Genomic DNA, 21,757 nt, shown 5'->3' on the forward strand with positions numbered 1-21,757 from the left:
TGAGCTCAGGACTTTTCGAGGTTGGCCAGGATCTTGGCATGCACGCGCATACAGACCTGCAAGTCCGCCTCGTCCACGCCGGTAAACAGCTCTACCCGCAGCTGGTTGGCGATGGTCTCGATCTGATCGATCAACGGCTTGGCCGGCGGGCACAGTACAATCTTCTTCGCCCGCCGATCCTCCAGCACCGCCTGCCGGCGCACCAGCCCTTGCGCTTCCAGGCTGTCGAGCAGACGCGCCAGGGTCGGGCCTTCGACGCCTACGCTCTGGGCCAGCTCACGCTGTGTCGGGGCTTCTTCGAAGCGGGCCAGGTGCAGCAACACCAGCCAGCGCGCCTGGGACAGGTTGAGCCCGGCCAGGCGGCGGTCCAGCTCGGCACGCCAACCTCGGGACATCTGGGCCAGTTGCATGCCAAAGCGGTGTTGGTTGTCGTTCAGGGGCATAAGGAACTCATTGGAGTAGATCTAATTATTAGGCAGCTAACCATGCCCTGCCCTACGAGGCAAGGCTCGGCCATGGTTACGCGTTCGATAATCGTCAAAAAGCATGACAAAGGTCAGCAGATGGCGCTTCTGCCTTCGATCCTGCATGCGTTTACAATTCGAATTCCGCCGCCAGTGCTGCGCGCACGCAATAGAGTACGCCCTCCGGCACCCGCGCCCCGAACTGCGGGGCAATGGCCGACACCGGTGGCAGCTCACCCTCGCCATCAAGAAAGGCGTCCTGCACCTCCATCATCAGGTCTTCCGGCAGGTCGATGGCCTGGTCCAGACTCAGCTCCTGGCGGCCCAACGCCTCGGCCAGCAGGCTATACACGTTCTTCTCGCTGCAGTTGAGCTGCCCGGCGATCTGCGCCGGGGTCATGCCGGCACGGGCCAGGCTGACCAGTTCGTGGCGCAGGTCGAGCACCACTTTCGGAGCCTCGTCGGTGCCACCGCTGTTGTTCAGCACTTCGAGGAACGCCTGGCCGTAGCGCTCCAGCTTGCGCGCCCCCACACCGCTGACCTGGGCCATGTCGCTGAGGCTGACCGGCTGGCTGCGCAGCATCTCCAGCAGTGTCGAGTCGGGGAAGATGACGTAGGGCGGCACACTGTGTTCTTCGGCCAGCTTGCGGCGCAGGGTACGCAGCGCGTCCCACAGATCGCGCTCTTCGGCACGCACCAGCTGGCTGGCCGGGCTGCCGCCGCTGGACGACGAGGTTTTGGCCGTGGTCTGCGGTTTGAGATCACGGCGCAGTTGCAAGGTCACCTCGCCGCGCAGCAGCGGCCGGCAGCTGTCGGACAGGCGCAGGCCGCCGTAGCCTTCCAGGTCGATATCGACCAGGCCGCGCGCCACCAACTGACGGAACAGCGAGCGCCACTCGACCTCGGCCAAGCCTTTGCCAACGCCGAATACCGACAGCTTCTCGTGGCCGAAATTGCGCACCTTCTCGGTGTCCTTGCCCAACAGCACATCGACCAGGTGGCCAACACCATAGCGCTGGCCGGTGCGGAACACCGCCGACAGCGCCTGGCGGGCCGGCTCGGTAGCGTCCCAGGTCTGGATGTTGTCGACACAGTTGTCGCAGTGCCCGCACGGTTGTTCGAGGAACTCGTCGAAGTACGCCAGCAGCGACTGGCGGCGGCAGCGGGTTTCTTCGCACAGCGCCAGCATGGCGTCCAGCTTGTGCTGCTCGATGCGCTTGTGGCGCTCGTCGCCTTCGGAGTTCTGCAGCATCTGCTTGAGCATCACCATGTCCTGCAGCCCGTAGGCCATCCAGGCATCGGAGGGCAGGCCGTCACGGCCGGCCCGGCCGGTTTCCTGATAGTAGGCTTCAAGCGATTTGGGCAGGTCGAGGTGAGCAACGAAGCGCACGTTGGGCTTGTCGATACCCATGCCGAAAGCAATGGTAGCGACCATGATCAGCCCTTCCTCGTTCAGGAAGCGATGCTGGTTGGCCGCCCGCGTCTCGGCGGCCAGGCCGGCGTGATACGGCAGCGCGGGGAACCCCTGACTACAGAGGAAGGCGGCGGTTTCGTCGACCTTCTTGCGCGACAGGCAGTAGACGATGCCAGCGTTGCCACGACGTTCGCCGAGGAAGGCCATCAACTGCTTGCGCGGTGCCTCCTTGGGCACGATGCGGTAAAAGATGTTGGGCCGGTCGAAACTCGACAGGAAGCGCTCGGCGCCTTGCAGGTGCAGGCGCTGAACGATCTCCTCGCGGGTTCGCATGTCGGCCGTAGCGGTAAGCGCAATGCGCGGCACATGCGGAAACAGTTCGGCCAGCTGACCCAGTTGCAGGTACTCGGGGCGGAAATCGTGGCCCCATTGCGAAACACAGTGGGCCTCGTCAATGGCGAACAGCGAGATGTCCAGATCGCGCAGGAAGTCGAGCATGCGCGGCTGCACCAGGCGTTCCGGCGCCAGGTACAGCATCTTGACCTCACCACGGCGCAGGCGCCCGGCCAGTTCACGCTGCTGCTCCGCCGTCAGGGTAGAGTTCAGGGCGGCCGCAGACACACCCAGCTCGTCAAGGGTGGCGACCTGGTCGTCCATCAGCGCGATCAGTGGCGATACCACCACCGTCAAGCCCGGGCGCAGCAGCCCCGGCACCTGGAAACACAGCGATTTGCCGCCACCGGTGGGCATCAGTACCAAGGCATCGCCGCCATTGGCCACGCATTCGATGATCGCTGCCTGGCGCCCACGGAAACTGTCGTAGCCGAAGATGTCCTTGAGAACGCGCTGAGCCTGTTCGAGCATGTGCAACTCCAAATCGCCGTACCATCCTGGATAAAGGCTGGACGAAAAACCCGCCCCGCACACGCCAAATGCGTAAGCGGTTTTTGCCAGGCAGCCATTGAAACCTGCCCCTGGATGAAAAATCGCGGAGTATACCGCAGCACCGTGCTGCACATGCACCGCGGCGATAGACGTTCCCTTTGCCCCGCTGCCGCTGCAAGGTGCTAGAATTCGTTATCGTTTATTCCCCAAGGTAGCCCTGTAATGTCCTTCGCCGAGCAACTGACCCGCCTGCAAGCCTTCCTCGACGCCGACGAGCTGCACGAAGAAGCGCTGGACTATGTCGCCGCACACGGCTACCTCACCGCTCTTTCGATCAACGCCGAGGACGTGCCCGAGCGCGAATGGATTGACGCCCTGTTCGCCGAGGAGCCGCACTACGCCAGCGAAGCCCAGCGCACCGAGATCGAGGCCACCCTGGTGGCGCTCAAGGCGCACATTGCCCGCCAGCTGGCCAGCGACGAAGAATTCGACCTGCCCTGCGACCTCGACCTGACCGATGAGCCGGACGATTCCGACCTGCGCGGCTGGTGCATCGGCTTCATGGAAGGCGTGTTCCTGCGGGAAGAGGCGTGGTTCGAAAACGCCGAGGAAGAAGTCAGCGAAATGCTGCTGCCGATCATGGTGGGTTCGGGCTTGTTCGACGAACAACCAGAGTTCGCCGACATCGCCAGCAACGCCAACCTGCAGGATGACATGATCGTGCAGATCCCTGAGGCACTCAGCGCACTGTTCCTGCTGCTGCACGCCCCTGACGAAAAACCGGCGCTGCTCAAGCCACGCCACCACTGAGCAACCTGTGCGCTACCTGCTGCTGGCCACTGGCTGGCTCAGCGTCGCGCTGGGGGTGCTGGGGATATTCCTGCCGGTATTGCCCACCACCCCATTCCTGCTTTTGGCGGCGGCCTGCTTTGCCCGCAGCTCGCCGCGCTTCCATCACTGGCTGGTCCATCATCCCAAGCTGGGGCCATGGATCCGTGACTATCTCAGTGGTGAAGGCATCCCCCTCAAGGGCAAGGTCTACGCCATCGGCCTGATGTGGGCCAGCATTGGCCTGTCGTGCTACCTGGTGCCGCTGTTCTGGGCGCGCACCTTCATGTTGACCAGTGCCGCATTGGTCACCCTGTACATCCTCAGCCTGAAAACCCTGCACAAGCCAAAGTGACAATATTTTGTCGCCAAATATCGCTTTCGCCTAATCAATGCCCTCTTTATCCGAATTAGTTCTGGAACTGGGCATAGCCCTTGTATCCATTGGTTTTCAAGGCATTTCCTGCGTTCATTCCCTGCCCTTGAATGCACACTTATTAGACAAAAAAGATATTATATGGCAATTTGATATGAATAAATCTTCTTACCTATCGCGTTGAATGTACTTAGCTGTGTTGTTAAAAACCTGCAACACTATACGCGATAAGTTTATCGTCATTTTTTTGGCGAACAGCAGGATCAATTCCAGGATCAGGGAGATGTACCATGCGCGTTTTGAACCCCATCACCAGTGCTTTACTGTTGGCCCTGGCGAGTGCCAACGTACAGGCGATGTCGATTACCGAGGCTGTCCAAAGCGCCGTGGACTACCACCCACAAGTCAGCTCCAACCGTAACAGCAAGCTGTCGGCCGATGAAGACGTGAAGTTCGCGCGTGGTGGCTACTACCCTTCCGTGGACCTGGTTGCCGGTTATGGCCGCCAGCGCTCGGACAACGCCACTACCCGCGCCGAGGGAAACCACAACAAGGAAACCCTCAACTACACCCAGTCCGAACTGCGCCTGCGGCAGATGATCTTCGACGGCTTCAACACCTCGAATGAAGTAGGACGCACCGAGGCGGTCTCTACCTCCCGCGCCTATTACACCCAGGCCGTTGCCCAGGATGTCGCCCTGCGTGCAGTCGAGGTCTACCTGGAAGTGCTCAAACGCCGTGAACTGGTGACCCTGGCCAAGAACAACCTGCAAGCTCACCTGCGCGTCAACGATCAGATTGGCCTGCGCAACGAGCGCGGCGTCGGCAGCACCGCCGACCTCGACCAGTCCCGCGCCCGTCGCGCCCTGGCGGAAAACAACCTGGACACCGCCGAAGTCGACCTGGCCGATGCCGAGGCCAACTTCTTCAGTGTGATTGGCCGTGCCCCGGACGAGCTGGAAAGCCCGCAGAGCATCAAGGGCGAGGTGCCAGGCACCCTCGAAGAAGCCCGCGATGGCATGCGTCAGAACAACCCGTACATCAAGTCTGCCCAGGCTGACGTCAACGCCGCCGAGAAGCAGTACGAAGTGGGCAAGTCGACCTTCTACCCACGCTTCGACGCCATTCTGGCAACCGGTGCCAACAACAACACCGGCGGCGAGAAAGGCCACAACAACAACGACTGGCAAGCTGGCGTGGAGATGAACTACAACCTGTTCCGCGGTGGCAGCGACAAGGCTCGCCTGCAGTCCGACGCGCACAAGATCAACCAGGCACTGGACATTCGCAACAACGCCCTGCGTGAGTTGACCGAGAACCTGAGCCTGGCGTGGAACGCCATGAACAACGCCAGCAAGCAGCTGCCGACCGCGCGTGAATACGCCGAAACCACCAAGCGTGTGCGTGCGGCCTACCAGGACCAGTTCGGCCTGGGCCAGCGCACCCTGCTGGACGTCCTCGACAGTGAGAACGAGCTGTACAACGCCGACCGCCGCTACACCGAGGTGCGTTATACCGAAGAGTTCTCGCGCTACCGCGTACTGGCGACCATGGGTGAATTGCTGAGCAAACAGCATATTTCGTTGCCACCAGAGGCGCTGGCGACCACCGAAGTCCGCACCGAGGCGCGTCTGCCTGAGATGCGTTGAGCGGGTTTTAGGTAGCGGGGCCGCTTTGTGCTGCGAATGGGCTGCAAAGCAGCCCCCAACCCTCACTCGCGGCCATGATTACGCTGAAAGGTCTCTACGCCCATGGCCCTGATCTGCCCCTCGATCAACGTCTCGAACGGCGCCAGCAGTGCATCGAAGCAGGCCGGTTGCTCCAGCGTGTTCAATGCCCCGACCACCGCCTCGATCGTCGACAACGCACCCGCCTCCGGCGCTTTGCGCAACCGATAGCGTGAAGCGGCCACCTGCCCCAGCGTCACCCGTGGCAGCCCCCCCAGCAACGGGTTCAGGTACAGCAGCTTGCGCGCCTTGCGCCAGGTGCCGTCGGGCACGATCAGCAGCAAAGGTTTGTCGCCCGCCTCGCCATAAGCTGTCAGCACCTGGGCGTCATCACCCGGGAACAGCAGCACCGGGTGGTATCCGGGGGTGGCGAGCAGGTCATGCAGGTCATCGAACACCTCTCCAATCCGCAGCTCGGCATTGTTCAGGCCAAGGGCAGCCAGGCGCGCCGTGTTCAGGGCATGGGCAGTTTCACTGGGGTGCTGCAGCAGGATCACACGGGTGCGGCTGTCGAGCGCGGGGATCAGTGGGCATAGGCAATGGTCGAGCGGGCGCTGGCAGCGCTCGCAGCGGGGTCTGGGCATGGCGGTCTCCTTGGCGGGGACAGTTTGCCACATAACCGGGGCCCGCTTTGCGGGCCCCGCGATTTCAGCGGTTGAACCTTTCCGCCAGGCTATGCAGGTACTCCGCCATGCGCTCGAGGTCCTGGCTGATTTCCGCGCCTTGCCTGGCTTGCCCGGCACTCTGGTCGCACAGCTGGGCAATTCTCACGATCTGCTGGTTGATGTCTTCAGCCACATGGCTCTGTTGCTCCGATGCCGTGGCCATCTGCTGGCTCATGCCGGTGATGCGGCTGACCGCCACGGCAATCCCGCTCAGCGCCGCCTGCACCGCCTCGACACTGTGCACACTGTCCCGGGAAATCTGCTCGCCCCGGCTGGCAGTGCTCACCGCTCGCTCCGCCCCGGCCCTCAACGAGGCGATGATATGGTGGATCTCTTCGGTCGACGCGCGGGTACGCTGCGCCAACGACCGCACCTCATCAGCCACCACGGCGAACCCGCGTCCTTGCTCACCGGCGCGCGCCGCTTCAATGGCGGCGTTAAGCGCCAGCAGGTTGGTCTGCTCGGCAATCGAAGTGATCACGTCGACCACACTACCAATCGACTGGGTCTGCTCGGCCAAGGCGTTGACTGCCTGACCAATGTCATTGACCGCATCGCTCATGCTGCCCATGTCTTTCAGGCTCTTCAGGGCCAGCTCGCTGCCCTGCTGCGCCAGCTGGTCGGCATCACTTGCCGCGTGTGCCGTACTTTGCACGTTGTGGGTGACCTGCTGGATGGTCGCCGCCATCTGCGCGATGGCCGTGGCGGACTGGTCAGTCTCGCTGCGCTGCCGGTCGAGCATCTGCGCCTGGGCATCGGACAAGTCGGAAGATTGCGCCGCCCGCGACTTTACCCCGACCCCGGCATCCACCAGGCGGGTCAGGGCCGTTTGCAGGCGGGCTTCTTCGCTGATGATGGCCAGGTCGAGCTGGCCCTTCAGGCCTGGGTTGTCGCTGTAGGTCAGCGCCACCAACGGACTGGTAAAGGCCTTGGGATGCTCAGCCAACGTGCGACGAATGGCCTGGTTCTGCCGGTGCTCGACCCAGTACCAAGCCAGCAGCAGACTTGCCATCAGCACCGCGAGCGCCGCATAGGGGGGCAGCCAAAGGTAACCCGCCGCCGACAGCAGGCCGGCGCCGATCAGTGGCCAGCCATGGCCCAGGCCGTGCCCCAGGCGAGCAGCCCAGGGCACTGGGCCGCGGCCATCACGCAAACGCGCATACAGTGCCTCGGCACGGCGGATCTGCTCGCGCGTGGGCACCGAGCGCACCGACTCGTAGCCACTGATCCGGCCTTGTTCGTATATCGCCGTGACATAGGCGCTTACCCAATAGTAATCGCCGTTCTTCGCCCGGTTTTTGACGATGCCCATCCAGGGTTTGCCCTGCTTGATGGTTTCCCACATATGGCCAAACACCGCCGGCGGCATGTCTGGGTGGCGCACCAGGTTGTGCGGTTGGCCGACCAGCTCGTCGTAGGTAAAGCCGCTGATTGCCACAAAGGCGTCGTTGCAGTAGGTGATGCGGCTGTCGAGGTCAGTCGTGGAAATAAGGCGTTGATCGCCGGGGAAGGTTCTTTCGTGCTCAGTGACGGGCAAATTCATGCGCATCTTGGGCGATCCTTGCAGGATGAAATAAGGGGGAAATCATCAGCGCAAGTTGATATGTAGCAGAGCGCTATCAGGTTAGCGGCCAGCGTTTGCTGAAATTTAGCCCCCCTCCCGACGGAATGCATGAATGCGTCGCATCTCAGCCCACGTTGAGCTGGCTTTTCAGCAGGTCACGGAAGGTCTGGATCAGCGGTTCACGGCTGCGCCCGCGGCGAATGATCAGCGAGAACGGGGCCTGGTAACCAAAGGTCGACGGCGACAGCACGCGCAAGTCACCCTTGTCGACCCAGGCCTGGGCGTAGTGTTCAGGCAAGTAGCCGATATAGGCCCCGGAAAGGATCAGGATCAGCTGCGCCTCCATGCTTTCAACCGTCGCCGCACTGTGCTTGAAGCCATGCCGGGCCAGTTCGGCCTGGCTCCAATAACCACGGCCGACCATGCGCTGCTGGGTCACTACCTGCTCGGGAATGCGCCGCTCGGCATACAATGGGTGGCGGCTGCTGCAGTACAGCCAGTGCTGTTCGCGGTACAACGGCTGGTAGAGCAGGCCGCTCATCCGCGAAGAAAACGCGCCGATGGCCAGGTCCAGGCGGTTGTCCTGCACACCCAGTTGCAGCTCGTAGGGGCTGGACACCGATAGATGCAGGTGCACCGCCGGGTGCTCCTGGCTGTAGGCACCGATGGCTTCGGCCAGCGGCAAGGCGCGATCACCGACGGTGGAGTCGATCACCCCAAGGTTGAGGGTGCCACGCAGTTCGCCCTTCAGGGCGGCGGCATACTGCTCGAAACCGTCCAGCTCGGCCAGCAGGCGCAGGGTTTCCTGATGGAACAGCTCGCCCTTGCTGGTCAGGCTGAAGCCCCCCCGACCCCGGTGGCACAACACGATACCCAAGGCGCCCTCCAGCTGGCTCATGTAGGTACTGATGGCCGAGGTCGACAGGTTCAGCTCGCGCTGGGCGTTGGCAAAGCCCTGGTGGCGCACCACGCTGATGAAGATGCGCAGCAGTTTCAGGTCGGGCAAGGTCGAGGCCATGGTGCAACGGTTCCACAAGGGTATGTGCGCGCAGTCTAACTGCTCTACCCGCCTTTAGTTCAGAAATTCCTGAACTAAGTATTTGTCGGTAGCGATTCTTCCCTGGCGCTCGCTTGAGCAGACTTGGCCGAAATGTCCCTGCCCGCCGGCAAACCACACGTGAATGGCGCGCGGCGGCACAGGTTCGAACAAACACAACAATCGACCGACTGATGAGGCCCACCGTGGACAAGACTCTCCACCAACCACTGGGCGGCAACGAAATGCCGCGTTTCGGCGGCATCGCCACCATGCTCCGCCTCCCCCACCTGCAAAGCGCGAAAGGTCTGGATGCGGCCTTCATCGGCGTCCCGCTGGATATCGGTACCTCGCTACGTTCCGGCACCCGCTTCGGCCCACGGCAGATCCGCGCCGAATCGGTGATGATCCGCCCGTACAACATGGCGACCGGTGCCGCCCCGTTCGACTCGCTGTCGGTCGCCGATATCGGCGATGTGGCAATCAACACCTTCAACCTGCTGGACGCCGTGCGCATCATCGAAGAAGCGTATGACGAGATCGTCGAGCACAACGTCATTCCCATGACCCTGGGGGGCGATCACACCATCACCCTGCCGATCCTGCGTGCGCTGCACAAGAAACACGGCAAGATCGGCCTGGTACACATCGATGCCCACGCCGACGTCAACGACCACATGTTCGGCGAGAAGATCGCCCACGGCACCACCTTCCGCCGCGCCGTGGAAGAAGGCCTGCTCGACTGCGACCGCGTGGTGCAGATCGGCCTGCGCGCCCAGGGCTACACCGCCGACGACTTCAACTGGAGCCGTCGCCAGGGCTTCCGCGTGGTCCAGGCCGAAGAGTGCTGGCACAAGTCACTGGAGCCACTGATGGCCGAAGTGCGGGAAAAGGTCGGCGGTGGCCCGGTTTACCTGTCTTTCGACATCGATGGCATCGACCCGGCCTGGGCGCCCGGTACCGGAACCCCGGAAATCGGCGGCTTGACCACCATCCAGGCGATGGAGATCATTCGCGGCTGCCACGGCCTGGACCTGATCGGCTGTGACCTTGTCGAAGTCTCCCCGCCTTACGACACCACCGGCAACACCTCGCTGCTCGGTGCCAACCTGCTGTTCGAGATGCTCTGCGTGCTACCTGGCGTGGTGCGTCGCTAATACCGCTCTACCCCGGCAGGAGCCATGAGGGAGGGCCACTGAGGCCCGCCAACACAAGAAAAGACCGCCGGGCGCCGTGCAAACGCCCGCGCGGTCGATCTCGCCATAATAAAGATAATCGGGAGACCCCCAATGGCCTTGGACATCATTGTTGTAATGATCTACACCGCTGGCATGCTAGGCCTTGGCTGGTATGGCATGCGCCGCGCGAAAACCCATGAAGACTACCTGGTAGCCGGGCGCAATCTCGGCCCGGTGCTGTACATGGGCACCATGGCCACCACCGTACTCGGTGGCGCTTCCACCGTCGGCACCGTGCGCCTGGGCTACGTCCACGGCATTTCCGGCTTCTGGCTGTGCGCAGCCCTGGGCCTGGGCATCATCGCCATCAACCTGTTCCTCGCCAAACCGCTGCTGCGCCTGCGCATCTTCACCGTGACCCAGGTACTGGAGCAACGCTACAACCCCACCGCACGCCAGGCCAGCGCCGTCATCATGCTGGCTTATGCACTGATGATCGGGGTCACCTCGACCCTGGCCATGGCCACCGTCCTGCAGGTGCTGCTGGACCTGCCGTTCTGGGCTTCTCTGATGCTCGGCGGCGGCGTGGTAGTGCTGTACTCGACCATCGGCGGCATGTGGTCGCTGACCCTGACCGATATCGTCCAGTTCGTGATCAAGACCGTCGGCCTGATGTTCATCCTGCTGCCAGTGTGCCTGTACAAGGCCGGTGGCTGGGATACCCTGGTGGCCAAATTGCCAGCGGCCAGCTTCCAGCTGACTACCATTGGCTGGGACACCATCATCACTTACTTCCTGATCTACTTCTTCGGCATCCTCATCGGCCAGGACATCTGGCAGCGGGTGTTCACCGCCCGTGACGAAAAGGTCTGTCAGCGTGCCGGTACCGCCGCTGGTGTGTATTGCGTGCTGTATGGCCTGGCCTGCGCTGCGATCGGCATGGCTGCGCATGTGCTGATGCCCGACCTGGCCAACCCGAACAACGCCTTTGCCGAGATGATCAAGACCACCCTGCCCGATGGCATCCGTGGCCTGCTGATGGCTGCGGCCCTGGCGGCCATGATGTCCACCGCCAGCGCCGGTCTGCTGGCTGCCTCGACCACCGTGACCGAAGACCTGCTGCCCAAGCTGCGTGGCGGCAAGCAGTCGAGCCTGGGTACCAGCCGCCTGTTCACCCTGCTCACCGGCCTGGTGGTGCTGGGCATCGCGCTGATGGTGAATGATGTGATCAACGCCCTGACCCTGGCTTATAACCTGCTGGTCGGCGGCATGCTGATCCCGCTGATCGGGGCGATCTTCTGGAAGCGTGCGACCACTGCAGGCGCGATTGCCAGCATGTCGCTGGGCTTTGCCACCGCCCTGCTGTTCATGTTCCTGGACGGGCTGGAGGCCAATACGCCGATCTACTACAGCCTGGCAGTAGGGCTGGTGAGCTTTGTGGGCGTGAGCCTGGTGTCGCGCAAGTCGGTGGCGGCGGTGAAGCTGGCCTGACTGCTGTACCGGCCCTTTCGCTTGTAGCGGGCTTGCCCGCGCGAAAGGGCCAGTACAGGCAATAGACAATCAGCAGACACAAAAAGGCCGCTGCACCCACTCGGGTGTAGCGGCCTTTGTCGTTAATCAGCGCCGACGCGGTTGACGTTTGCGCTGCTCTTCATCAGTCGGGATCGGCACCGGCTGCAAGGGTGGTGGAATCAGCCCCAAGGCGACAGCCAGGTCATGGAGCCAGTTTGACAGTGGTTTATTCATAATGCCCCCTTGACGGGTCAGCCTCACGGCAAATCAATCCTGCGATGTTTCATACAGATCATAGCCCGATGTCCTGTATTACGCATGCCTCTGTTCCTACAGATAAGGGCGATTTTGACTCGGATCAAGCCGTGGCGGCGCATTCCGACGACTGGTTAATCGTTTCGCTTTGTTGCAGGTCGATCCATGCCTGCAGATTAGCCCCGCGCATACCTTGGCGCCACATCAGCCAGGTGACCGCCTGATCGAAAGGTGCCTGCAGCGGGTGCACCCTCACCCGATCACGCCCAGGCAGGCTGTCGAGCATCGACTGGGCCATCATCGCCACACCCGCACCCGCGATCACACAGGCCAGCATGCTCTGGTACGACTCGATCTCCATCACCCGCCCCATCGGCGTATGGGCATGGGCATACCAGGCCTCCAGGCGCATGCGGTACGAGCAGCCCTGGCGGAAGGTGAACACCGCCTTGCCCGCCACGTCCTTGGCGGTGAGGACCGCCGGGTGCTCGGGGCTGGTGATCAGTACCAGTTGCTCATCGCACAGCGGCACGCCATCCAGCCCGGCAAGGCTCGGTGGCCCGTCCACAAGAGCAGCATCCAGGGAGTGGTTCAACAGCCCTTCAAGCAACTCGCCGCTGGGTGCTGCACGCACTTGCAGGTTCACCTGTGGGTAAGCCTGGTGATAGCGCGCCAGCAACGCCGGCAAGTGGGTCGCCGCCGTGCTGTACATGGTCCCCAGCACGAAGTCCCCAGCCGGCTGACCGCCACGCACGGCGCCCAGCGCTTCGTCGCGCAAGGCGGACATACGGTTGGCATAGTCCAGCAGCACCTTGCCTGCTGGCGACAGTTGCAGGCGCTGACGTTCGCGCAGGAACAGTTCAACGCCCAGCTGCTCCTCGAGTTGGCGCAGGCGCGTGGAAAGGTTTGATGGCACCCGGTGCAGGCGCTCTGCGGCGCGGGTAACCGAGCCCTCCTCGGCCACGGCCTGGAAGATACGCAGTTGGCTGAATTCCACGGCATTCTCCAAAACAGAACAACTTTATCATCATTATTCAATTTTATTGAAAAATAAACCGCCCTAACCTGCCATCTATCGCTTACCTGCGCAGGAGACCTGTCATGTCGCCACTCATTCAACTGCTCGCCAGCGCCGTGGCGCTGATGATGGCCATGGGCATCGGCCGTTTCGCCCTCACCCCGCAACTGCCGCAACTGATTGCCGAGGGCCAGTTCGACCTGACAGTCGCTGGGCTGGTCGCGGCGGCCAATTACCTGGGCTATTTCGTGGGCGCGGTGGACGCCATGTTCGCCCGCTCGCCAGGCCAGGTACGGCGGCGCCTGCATGGGGGGCTGTGGCTGTGTGTGCTGCTGACCCTGGCCTCCTGGGCTGCCAACGGCTTTTGGGGCCACCTGCTGCTGCGCTTTGGCACAGGCGTAGCCAGCGCCTGGGTGCTGGTGATGATCACCAGCCTCAGCCAGCAAGTAGCCACTGCGCACAACCGCCAACGTCTGGGAGCGCTGGTATTCGCCGGGCCCGGCCTCGGTATCGCCGTGACCGGGTTACTGGCACTGGTTGCGCATGTGCTGGGGCTTGGCTCGGCAGCCCTGTGGCTGATCTATGCCGTAGCTGCGCTGGTGATGCTGCTGGCCGTGCGGCCGTGGTTGCCACGGGCATTGCAAGCGGCACCGACTCAGTCGCCAGTACGACAAGGCCCGACGCGCAATGTCGGCACTGGCCGCCTTGGGTTGGTGTATGGCCTGTATGGCATGGGCTACATCCTGCCGGCCACCTTTCTGTCACAGATGGCCAATCAGCAGTTTCGCGGGCAGTGGCTGGCTGACCTGTTCTGGCCGGCGTTTGGCCTGGCGGCGGCGTTGGGCGTCTTGCTGGTGAGCGTGCGCCGTGGTGGCCGCACTTCAACCTGGTTGACCGCCACCCTGTGGTTGCAAGGGCTGGGTGTGCTGGCCTGCCTGATGGGTGGGGGTATCGGGCTGGCGCTGGGTGTTGCGCTGTGTGGCGGGCCGTTCCTGGCCTGCATGCAACTGGTCATGCAACGCTCGCGCGAGTTGGCGCCACAGGCCACACAGCGCAATGCCGGGCTGCTGACCGCATGCTTTGCCTTGGGGCAGTTGAGTGGGCCGCTGTTGGCGGCGCTCAGCAGCCACTACAGCGGTGGGCTGCAACCCGCATTGATGCTGGCGGCGGGCGGGTTGGTGGTGGCTGGCGGGTTGGTTCAGTTGCCGGGTGATGCACAACAAGGAAGCGCCTGTCAGGCCAAGGTTGCATCCTGAGCCGGTACAGGCAACCCATCACCCTACCAACCGCCGCAATTGTTGTTTAACCCAAGGCTCGGCACTGACCAGGATCACACCCAACAACACCATCAACGCCCCCACCACGAAATTCGCACTGAGCGGCTCATCCAGCAGCAAAACGCCAAAGGTCACCCCAAACAACGGGGTAATGAAGGAAAACACCGCGAGGTTCGACGCCAGGTATTTGCGCAGCAACCAGAACCAGGTGAGGTAGCTGATGAACGACACCACAATCCCCTGGAACAATACACTGCCCATCGCCAGCGGCGTCAGCGACACCGCGCCGATCTGACCGCTGAGCAGAGCGATCAGCAACAGCCCGGCAAAACCGACTGCCAGCTGATAGAACAGGGTCAAGGTCGCTGGCGCCTCCGACAACCGCGAGCAGCGCACCACCACCGTGGTCGCGCCCCAGGCCAGCCCGGCGATCACGCCAAAGGCATCACCCAGCAAGGTGCGGCCGTCCATGTGCTCGAACGAAGAGCCACCGGCAAAGGCCATGGCAATGCCGCCGAAGGCCAGCAGAATGCCCAGCCACTGCAGCAGCCGCAAGCGTTCACTGGGTAGACGAAAATGCAGGCCCAAGGCGGTAAATACCGGCGCGGTATAGAGGAATACCGACATGTGCGCCGCCGAGGTCAGTTTCAGCCCTTCGGCAATGAACAGAAACTCCACCCCGAACAGCCCGCCCGCCACCAGCCCTGCGCGCCAGGTGCTGCCGACCTGCTCCCAGCCACCCCGCCAGCACAGCATCAGGCCTACCAGCACAGCGGCAATGCCATTGCGCAGTGCTGCTTGCATCACCGGCGCGATGTCGACGGCGGCGGTCTTGATCAGTACCTGCTGGCAGCCCCAGATCAGGCAAAGGCCCAGCATTACCTGGAAGGCAAAGGCGTCTGGGTTCTTGCGGACCGCGCTCATAAGCGGGCCTCTGGGGTGATCGTAGGCATAAGCAAGGCTCGGCAGCGTTCAGAAGCTACCGATTATCGGGTTTTGAACGCTGCACTTGCCAGCCTTAAAACGACCTCAAGCAATCTGTGCCTTCGCAGATACCTGTTCGAACGTCGTTTCGTCCAGCGCATCCTCCTGCTCATCCAACACCTGGCGCGGGTGCTCGAAGCCGGGGATGCTGCTGTCGATCAGGCTCATCAAGCGCGAGCCGCGTTCGGTCAGGACGAAGTTTTCGCCATTGCCGCCGTCCTCTTCAGGTCGGCATTCAATGAATCCGCGCTCGAATAGCAGCTTTTCATACTCGCATGCACGGGTTTTCAGGTGATCCACGTCACCCACCGGCTCACCCTTGGCGGCCAGTGCAGCAGCATGCTGCTCGGCATAGGGGCGGGGCGTGAAGCTGTGACCGGCGCCGTTCTGCACTTCGTGCAGCAAGCGTTCGATCAGGTCCCAGTCGTAGGCGATGCTCATGGCTACGGGCTCCTGCTGTGGACGAAAGGGGTACACAGGTTGGGACCTGCCAAGGTTGCCAAGCGTTCCGAAGCGCTTAGCGCTGGCGTTGTTGCGCTTGCATGTATTGGCGCAGCAATTGATTGATGCGGGTCTGGTAGCCGCTGCCCTGCTCTTTGAACCAGGCGAGGACATCTGAATCCAGTCGAATGGTCACCGTCTGCTTGGCGGGAACGCGCAGCTCGGCCTGGCGGAAAAAGTCCTGGTCCAGTTCAGGGATATCTGATGTGTCGATATCCTTGTCGTCCTGTCGGGCCAGGCGGCTCCAATCAGTTCTCGATGATTTGGTCATAGTACCTGGCCTCCCGTTTGGTGGCTTTTCTTGCAGAAATGATGCGTATCACCTCACCCCGCCTCTCCGTGTACACGACGACACCTATCAGCGCCTTTAGCCATCCTAGGCTGACCCAACGTTCTTCAGCACATTCCACATCCTCATCACGCCGGATCAGCATGGGATGGTTGAACATGTCAGGAACGTCGGCAAAGTCGATGCCGTGCTTGCGGATATTGCTCTGGTTTTTCCCTTCGTCCCATTCAAAGAACATGGGACGACCTGTATTTACAGCTGTACATACAATACCCCCTCTTTTCCTTCGAGACTAGAGCGATGTAGCGTGCTGCTCAACGGCGCTGGAGGGATACGGGAGCGTTTCAGAAACGGACTACCACCACCAAAGAAATCTTCCATCGGTCGCAAGCCCTGAACTTCCCTGCCCCCCAGCCCTCCACCGGGCATCACCACCGCCGGAGGTTGGAAGGATGAAACCGCTACTGCCCATAGCCTGTGCCGCTGCCCTGCTCTGCGCCCTGCCCGCTTGGGCATGCACACCTGAAGAAGCAACGCAGAAACGTGAGGAGCTGGCCGGGCTGGTTACTCAGTTGACTGAGCAGAACCCGCAAAAGGCCAAGGAGATCAATGATGAGCTTCAGGGGATGGATCTGGGGACGGCGAGCAAGGACTTGCCCGACAAGTGTCAGCTGATCGACCAGCGGATCAAGGAGTTGAAACAGGCAGAGAAAAAAGCGGAGTGATCGTTCGTCGCCTGCGCACGCCCTTCGCAGATGCGAACTTGCGTCGCTTCTGCAAAGGGCCTGCGTGAGTCTTATTGAGCAGCAGGCTTGCGCTTCTTCAGCGGTGCCAGGCCGTCAGCACTGGCCAGAGGCGCGTTGGCCTTCGGCTTGGCAGTAGGCTTGCGCTTGGCTGCGGCTTTCTTGTCACCGGTCTTCTTCTCGACCTTTTTCTTCTTGCTACCGGCCGCCTTGCCCGAGGCCTTGACCTTCTTCGGCCCGTTGTAGGTGCCCTTCACTTCCTTGATGACCCGGCGCTCGAACTGCTGCTTGAGGTAGCGCTCGATGCTCGACATCAGGTTCCAGTCGTTGTGGGTGATCAGCGAGATCGCCAGGCCTTCGCCACCGGCACGGCCGGTACGGCCCACACGGTGTACGTACTCGTCACCGCTACGTGGCATGTCGAAGTTGATCACCAGGTCCAGGCCGTCGATATCCAGGCCACGGGCTGCCACGTCGGTCGCCACCAGCACTTTGGAGCTGCCCTGCTTGAAGCGCTCGATGGCCAGCTTGCGGTCCTTCTGGTCCTTTTCGCCATGCAGCACGAAAGCCTTCACGTCCTTGGCCACCAGGTGACCGTAGATGCGGTCGGCCATGGCGCGGGTGTTGGTGAAGATGATCGCCTTGTCGAAGGTTTCGTTGGCCAGCAACCACTGCGCGATCTGCTCTTTATGCTGGTCGTGGTCGGCCGTGATGATCTGCTGGCGGGTGCCTTCAGCCAGTTGCGAGACACTGTTGAGCATCAGGTGTTCAGGGTCTTTCAGCACCTTGCCGATGATGTCGCGCAGGGCCGCGCCACCGGTGGTAGCCGAGAACAGCAAGGTCTGCTCGCGGTTTTCGCACTCTTTGCACAGGCGCTCCATGTCTTCGGCAAAGCCCATGTCGAGCATGCGGTCGGCTTCGTCCAGGATCAGGACCTGCACGTGGGACAGGTCGAGGTTGCCGGCATTGAGCTGCTCGAGCAGGCGGCCCGGGGTGCCGATCAGCACGTCAGGCACCTTGCGCAGCATGGCGGCCTGTTCCTTGAAGTCTTCGCCGCCAGTCACCAGGCCCGACTTGATGTAGGTGAACTGCGAGAACAGCTGCACCTGCTTGAGGGTCTGCTGGGCCAGTTCACGGGTCGGCAGCAGGATCAACGCGCGAATCTCGACACGCGGACCGCTGAGGTCGACCAGACGGTTGAGCAGTGGCAGTACGAAGGCCGCCGTCTTGCCGCTGCCGGTCTGCGCAGTCACACGCAGATCCCGCCCTTGCAGGGCCAGGGGGATGGCCGCGGCCTGCACCGGGGTTGGCTCGACAAATTTAAGCTCGGCCACGGCTTTAAGCAGGCGTTCATGCAGGGCGAATTGGGAGAACACGGAGGTAACCTCAGACAAGTGCGGGAAATTCAGTTGCATAGGGTAACGTTTTCTGCAGCCTTAGCCGAATTTCTTTTGGCAACTTTGTCGCTATCCGCGCTCTAATACGGCTTCGTTTCGCAACAAGACTGTACGCAAGCCCATGGATATCCAACGAATCTGGCGTGACTCCCTCGACCTGTGGGGCACCCTCGACCAACATCCCATGCTGCACGCCGCCATCGGTCTGGCGGTACTGCTGCTCATCTCCCTGGTAGTCGGCCGCCTGGCGCGCTTCCTGATACTGCACGGCGCGCGCCTGCTGGCCCGCCAGCCTGCGCTGAAGTGGCTGGACGACCTGCGCCACAACAAGGTGTTCCACCGCCTGGCGCAAACAACCCCGTCCCTGGTGCTGCAGTTCGGCCTGAAGCTGGTGCCTGAGCTGTCCGACACTGCTCAGCACTTCCTCGGCAATGTCGCCCTGGCCTTTACCCTGTTGTTCATGACCATGGCGCTGTCATGCCTGCTGGATGCCCTGCTCGACATCTATGCCCGTACCGAACATGCCCGCACCCGCTCGATCAAGGGCTACGTGCAACTGGCCAAGATGATGCTGTGGATCTTCGCCTCGATCGTCATCGTCGCTACCCTGATCGACCGCTCGCCGCTGTTGCTGCTGTCCGGCCTGGGTGCGATGTCGGCGGTGCTGCTGTTGGTGTACAAGGACACCCTGCTGTCGTTCGTCGCCAGCGTGCAGTTGACCAGCAACGACATGCTGCATGTGGGTGACTGGATCGAAATGCCGCAGGTGGGCGCCGATGGCGACGTGGTGGACATCACCTTGCACACGGTGAAAGTGCAGAACTTCGACAAGACCATCGTCTCTATCCCCACCTGGCGCCTGATGAGCGAGTCATTCCGCAATTACCGCGGCATGCAGCAGTCCGGTGGCCGGCGCATCAAGCGCAGCCTGTTCATCGACGCCGCCGGCGTGCGCTTCCTCACCCGCGAAGAAGAACAGCGCCTGAGCCAGGTGCAGCTACTGAGTGACTACCTGGCGGGCAAGCGCCAGGAACTGCAAAACTGGAACGAGGCGCTGGGGCCGGTGGCGGACCTGTCGGCCAACCGCCGTAAGCTGACCAACATCGGCACCTTCCGCGCGTTTGCCCTGGCCTATTTGAAGAACCACCCCAATATTCATCCGAACATGACCTGCATGGTGCGGCAGATGCAGACCACCGCCGAAGGCGTACCGCTGGAAATCTACTGCTTCACCACCACCACGGTGTGGGCGGATTACGAACGGATCCAGGGGGATATCTTCGACTATCTGCTGGCGGTGTTGCCAGAGTTCGGCTTGAGCCTGTATCAGCAGCCGAGTGGCAATGATATGCGCGTGGGGTTGGCCGGGCGCACGGCGGTAGAGCCGATGCCGCGTCGCCTGGAAGAAATGAGCGAGGCTTGAGATTGCCGGGGCTGCCTTGCAGCCCCGGATCAACGGGCGCGTCAGGCCTTGCCGGCCAGCGGCGCCTGTGCGCGCCCACCCAGGCGGCTCAGCCACACCGACGCCAGGATGATCCCCCCGCCGATCAACAGCCGCCCCAGCGGCTCGTGCTGGTTCCAGATCAACAGGTTCAGCAGCAGCCCCACCGGCACATGCAGATTGTTCATCACCGCCAGCGTACCGCCAGAAACCAGGCATGCACCTTTGTTCCACCAGTACAGCCCCAGCGCCGTCGGACACAGCCCCAGGAACAACAGCACCAGCCATTGCACATCAGTGCTCGGCAGGTGCTGAGTGTTGCCGAACAGCAGGAAGGCCGGAAGCACCACCAGCAAGGCACCGAGGTAGAAGTAACCGAAGCGGGCGTAGTGTGGCAGGTCGCTGGGGTGGCGAGCGACCAGGTGACGGTACAGCACCTGGCCAGCGGCGTAGGTAAAGTTAGCCAGTTGCAGCAGCAGGAAGCCGATGAAGAACTCGCCGCTGATGCTGTCGAAGCGGATCACGGCAGCACCGGCCACGGCGACCAGCGCGGCCACTAGCGCCCAAGCGTTGAAGCGCCGGTTCAGGGCATCTTCGATCAAGGTCACGTGTAGCGGCGTGAGGATCGTGAACAGCAGCACCTCCGGTACGGTAAGCACGCGGAAACTCAGGTACAGGCAGACGTAGGTGATGCCGTACTGCAACGCGCCGATCAGCAGCATCCAGCGCATGAAGCGCGGCTCGACGTGACGCCAGCGGGTCAACGGCAGGAACACCAGGCCGGCCAGCAGCACCCTGGCGAGCACCGCAAAATAGCTGTCGACGTGCCCGGCCAGGTACTCGCCGATCAGGCTGAAGGAAAACGCCTGGATCAGCGCGACGATTATCAGGTAGCCCATGGTTGCCTCTCGTGAATCAAGGCGGCGACCTTAGCGGGTTGCGGCGAATGAGTTCAACCATGAGGAATGTAGGGGCTGTACCGGCCTCTTCGCGGGCACTCCCGCTCCCACAGGGACCGCAATGGCCTTTGTAGGAGCGGGTTTACCCGCGAAGAGGCCAACATTGGCGACCTCAAACCCCAGGGATAAAAAAGCCCGGCCATACAAGCCGGGCAGGTACACCCAAAGGAGCAAAAACAGGTGTCAGGGTTGGGAATTCGTGATGCCTCAGGCCACCGCCGCCAACTTGGCCTTGGCCTGGTTGACGCCCTTCTCGTAGAACTCGCCGCTCATGTTCAGGCCTTCGGCATGGATGAAGTCGACATCGTGGATGCCGATGAAAGCCATGACCTGGCGCAGGTACGGTTCCTGGTGGTCACTGCTGGCACCCGCATGGATGCCGCCGCGGGCAGTCAGGACAATGGCGCGCTTGCCGGTCAGCAGGCCTTGCGGGCCGGTCGGGGTGTATTTGAAGGTGATGCCGGCACGCAGCACATGGTCCAGCCAGGCTTTCAGGGTGCTGGGGATGGTGAAGTTGTACATGGGCGCAGCCATCACCAGTACGTCGGCAGCCAACAACTCATCCGTCAGCTCGTTGGAACGGGCCAGGGCCTCCAGTTCGGCGGCGCTGCGCTGTTCTTCGGGTTTCATCCAGCCGCCCAGCAGGTTCGCGTCCAGGTGGGGAACCGGGCTTACTGCCAGGTCGCGCACAGTGATCTGATCGGCCGGGTGAGCGGCCTGCCATTGCTGGATGAAGTCCTTGGTCAGCTGACGGGAAACGGAATCCTGCTGGCGGGCGCTGCTTTCGATGATCAGTACGCGGGACATGGGGGTGCCTCCATCGGCAAAAAAGGGTGCGATTCGATGGAGGTGAGATTAAGGCTTGACCTATCGATAAAAAAGCGTAAAAAGTGGGTCCAATCTATCGATTAATCAGTTTATTCCGCGCTGCAGTTCAAGGCGATCCGCAGTTTGATGATTTGCCGATTGAATTTCGCGGTGACATCGACGCTTTTACCTGCCGGTACGTTCACACGGCGCACCCGCGGTGCCTCTGGGCCATTGCGGAAGGTCACCTTGCACGCCGCCGGGACCTGCCCATAGTTGTTGAGGGTGATGGCGCCAATGTCATAGGCCGTGTCATAGGCGGTGTAGTCGAGCTTGACCCCGGTCAGCTCCTTCTCCACATCGATGGGATAAGCCATGGCCCCGAGGGGCAGGCACATCAGTATTGCCGCACAACATTTCTTCATGGGCCGCTCTCC

Annotated in this window: 23 protein-coding genes; 8 read left to right on the plus strand and 15 right to left on the minus strand. The window is 62.0% G+C overall.

What is annotated here, in order from left to right; all coding sequences use genetic code 11:
• Nucleotides 1–5: 5 nt before the first annotated feature.
• Both ACF8FB_RS07145 and recQ read right to left on the minus strand, forming a co-directional pair.
• Complete coding sequence (locus ACF8FB_RS07145) at nucleotides 6–443, minus strand: MarR family transcriptional regulator (RefSeq protein ID WP_010955198.1); 438 nt, start codon at nucleotides 441–443, stop codon at nucleotides 6–8.
• Nucleotides 444–594: 151 nt separating this feature from the next.
• On the minus strand, nucleotides 595–2,742 hold the full coding sequence (gene recQ, locus ACF8FB_RS07150; protein ID WP_392511154.1) for a DNA helicase RecQ: 2,148 nt from the start codon (nucleotides 2,740–2,742) through the stop codon (nucleotides 595–597).
• Nucleotides 2,743–2,985: 243 nt separating this feature from the next.
• Between recQ and ACF8FB_RS07155 the strand changes: the two genes are divergently transcribed.
• The 3 genes from ACF8FB_RS07155 to ACF8FB_RS07165 all read left to right on the plus strand — a co-directional run bounded on the left by ACF8FB_RS07155 (nucleotide 2,986) and on the right by ACF8FB_RS07165 (nucleotide 5,616).
• Nucleotides 2,986–3,573, plus strand: a complete 588-nt coding sequence (locus ACF8FB_RS07155) for a YecA family protein (RefSeq protein WP_010955200.1) — start codon at nucleotides 2,986–2,988, stop codon at nucleotides 3,571–3,573.
• A gap of 7 nt (nucleotides 3,574–3,580) precedes the next feature.
• The gene (locus ACF8FB_RS07160) at nucleotides 3,581–3,946 is read left to right on the plus strand and encodes a YbaN family protein (protein WP_010955201.1); all 366 of its coding nucleotides are present in this window, start codon (nucleotides 3,581–3,583) and stop codon (nucleotides 3,944–3,946) included.
• A 311-nt stretch (nucleotides 3,947–4,257) separates the two neighbouring features.
• Nucleotides 4,258–5,616 carry a TolC family outer membrane protein gene (locus tag ACF8FB_RS07165; protein WP_010955202.1) on the plus strand — a complete coding sequence of 453 codons (1,359 nt, stop codon included), beginning with the start codon at nucleotides 4,258–4,260 and terminating at the stop codon, nucleotides 5,614–5,616.
• 62 nt (nucleotides 5,617–5,678) lie between these two features.
• Here ACF8FB_RS07165 and ACF8FB_RS07170 read toward each other — a convergent pair whose 3' ends face one another.
• The 3 genes from ACF8FB_RS07170 to ACF8FB_RS07180 all read right to left on the minus strand — a co-directional run bounded on the left by ACF8FB_RS07170 (nucleotide 5,679) and on the right by ACF8FB_RS07180 (nucleotide 8,941).
• On the minus strand, nucleotides 5,679–6,278 hold the full coding sequence (locus ACF8FB_RS07170; protein WP_010955203.1) for a tRNA-uridine aminocarboxypropyltransferase: 600 nt from the start codon (nucleotides 6,276–6,278) through the stop codon (nucleotides 5,679–5,681).
• A gap of 64 nt (nucleotides 6,279–6,342) precedes the next feature.
• A complete protein-coding gene (locus tag ACF8FB_RS07175; protein WP_346641402.1) occupies nucleotides 6,343–7,908 on the minus strand; it encodes a PAS domain-containing methyl-accepting chemotaxis protein in 1,566 nt (521 codons plus the stop codon).
• Nucleotides 7,909–8,047: 139 nt separating this feature from the next.
• Entirely contained in the window at nucleotides 8,048–8,941 is an 894-nt protein-coding gene (locus ACF8FB_RS07180; protein ID WP_003254585.1) for a LysR family transcriptional regulator, read from the minus strand.
• Nucleotides 8,942–9,165: 224 nt separating this feature from the next.
• Here ACF8FB_RS07180 and speB point away from each other — a divergent pair, with 224 nt between their 5' ends.
• The gene (gene speB / locus ACF8FB_RS07185) at nucleotides 9,166–10,116 is read left to right on the plus strand and encodes an agmatinase (protein ID WP_041166556.1); all 951 of its coding nucleotides are present in this window, start codon (nucleotides 9,166–9,168) and stop codon (nucleotides 10,114–10,116) included.
• A 132-nt stretch (nucleotides 10,117–10,248) separates the two neighbouring features.
• Nucleotides 10,249–11,628 (plus strand): sodium:solute symporter, encoded by a 1,380-nt coding sequence (locus ACF8FB_RS07190; protein WP_010955206.1) that lies wholly within the window; start codon nucleotides 10,249–10,251, stop codon nucleotides 11,626–11,628.
• 126 nt (nucleotides 11,629–11,754) lie between these two features.
• Here ACF8FB_RS07190 and ACF8FB_RS07195 read toward each other — a convergent pair whose 3' ends face one another.
• On the minus strand, nucleotides 11,755–11,883 hold the full coding sequence (locus ACF8FB_RS07195) for a PA1414 family protein (protein ID WP_009683677.1): 129 nt from the start codon (nucleotides 11,881–11,883) through the stop codon (nucleotides 11,755–11,757).
• A 124-nt stretch (nucleotides 11,884–12,007) separates the two neighbouring features.
• A complete protein-coding gene (locus ACF8FB_RS07200; RefSeq protein ID WP_003254589.1) occupies nucleotides 12,008–12,901 on the minus strand; it encodes a LysR family transcriptional regulator in 894 nt (297 codons plus the stop codon).
• Nucleotides 12,902–13,005: 104 nt separating this feature from the next.
• Between ACF8FB_RS07200 and ACF8FB_RS07205 the strand changes: the two genes are divergently transcribed.
• On the plus strand, nucleotides 13,006–14,178 hold the full coding sequence (locus tag ACF8FB_RS07205) for an MFS transporter (RefSeq protein WP_350298170.1): 1,173 nt from the start codon (nucleotides 13,006–13,008) through the stop codon (nucleotides 14,176–14,178).
• A gap of 18 nt (nucleotides 14,179–14,196) precedes the next feature.
• On the opposite strand, the gene ACF8FB_RS07210 is transcribed toward ACF8FB_RS07205, so the two are convergent.
• From ACF8FB_RS07210 to ACF8FB_RS07225, 4 genes are all read right to left on the minus strand, one after another.
• Nucleotides 14,197–15,123: a DMT family transporter gene (locus tag ACF8FB_RS07210; protein WP_010955209.1), complete on the minus strand. Its 927-nt coding sequence runs from the start codon at nucleotides 15,121–15,123 to the stop codon at nucleotides 14,197–14,199.
• 105 nt (nucleotides 15,124–15,228) lie between these two features.
• Nucleotides 15,229–15,624: a hypothetical protein gene (locus ACF8FB_RS07215; protein ID WP_003254595.1), complete on the minus strand. Its 396-nt coding sequence runs from the start codon at nucleotides 15,622–15,624 to the stop codon at nucleotides 15,229–15,231.
• Nucleotides 15,625–15,700: 76 nt separating this feature from the next.
• Nucleotides 15,701–15,955: a BrnA antitoxin family protein gene (locus tag ACF8FB_RS07220; protein ID WP_004576871.1), complete on the minus strand. Its 255-nt coding sequence runs from the start codon at nucleotides 15,953–15,955 to the stop codon at nucleotides 15,701–15,703.
• A complete protein-coding gene (locus tag ACF8FB_RS07225) occupies nucleotides 15,933–16,211 on the minus strand; it encodes a BrnT family toxin (RefSeq protein ID WP_010955211.1) in 279 nt (92 codons plus the stop codon). Before ACF8FB_RS07225 ends, ACF8FB_RS07220 begins: the two co-directional genes overlap by 23 nt.
• A gap of 214 nt (nucleotides 16,212–16,425) precedes the next feature.
• Here ACF8FB_RS07225 and ACF8FB_RS07230 point away from each other — a divergent pair, with 214 nt between their 5' ends.
• Nucleotides 16,426–16,698 carry a hypothetical protein gene (locus tag ACF8FB_RS07230; RefSeq protein ID WP_003254599.1) on the plus strand — a complete coding sequence of 91 codons (273 nt, stop codon included), beginning with the start codon at nucleotides 16,426–16,428 and terminating at the stop codon, nucleotides 16,696–16,698.
• A 71-nt stretch (nucleotides 16,699–16,769) separates the two neighbouring features.
• Here the strand turns inward: ACF8FB_RS07230 and ACF8FB_RS07235 are convergent, their stop codons facing one another.
• The gene (locus tag ACF8FB_RS07235; protein ID WP_392510744.1) at nucleotides 16,770–18,131 is read right to left on the minus strand and encodes a DEAD/DEAH box helicase; all 1,362 of its coding nucleotides are present in this window, start codon (nucleotides 18,129–18,131) and stop codon (nucleotides 16,770–16,772) included.
• Nucleotides 18,132–18,234: 103 nt separating this feature from the next.
• On the opposite strand from ACF8FB_RS07235, the gene ACF8FB_RS07240 reads away from it, so the two are divergent.
• On the plus strand, nucleotides 18,235–19,536 hold the full coding sequence (locus ACF8FB_RS07240) for a mechanosensitive ion channel family protein (RefSeq protein WP_392510745.1): 1,302 nt from the start codon (nucleotides 18,235–18,237) through the stop codon (nucleotides 19,534–19,536).
• Between the two features lie 41 nt (nucleotides 19,537–19,577).
• Here the strand turns inward: ACF8FB_RS07240 and ACF8FB_RS07245 are convergent, their stop codons facing one another.
• From ACF8FB_RS07245 to ACF8FB_RS07255, 3 genes are all read right to left on the minus strand, one after another.
• Complete coding sequence (locus ACF8FB_RS07245; RefSeq protein WP_350298174.1) at nucleotides 19,578–20,453, minus strand: carboxylate/amino acid/amine transporter; 876 nt, start codon at nucleotides 20,451–20,453, stop codon at nucleotides 19,578–19,580.
• Between the two features lie 267 nt (nucleotides 20,454–20,720).
• A complete protein-coding gene (locus tag ACF8FB_RS07250; protein WP_392510747.1) occupies nucleotides 20,721–21,320 on the minus strand; it encodes an FMN-dependent NADH-azoreductase in 600 nt (199 codons plus the stop codon).
• Between the two features lie 110 nt (nucleotides 21,321–21,430).
• Nucleotides 21,431–21,745 (minus strand): hypothetical protein, encoded by a 315-nt coding sequence (locus tag ACF8FB_RS07255; protein ID WP_012051530.1) that lies wholly within the window; start codon nucleotides 21,743–21,745, stop codon nucleotides 21,431–21,433.
• Between the last annotated feature and the right edge of the window lie 12 nt (nucleotides 21,746–21,757).

The organism is Pseudomonas sp. yb_2 (genome assembly GCF_043103905.1).
Lineage (GTDB): Bacteria > Pseudomonadota > Gammaproteobacteria > Pseudomonadales > Pseudomonadaceae > Aquipseudomonas > Aquipseudomonas alloputida.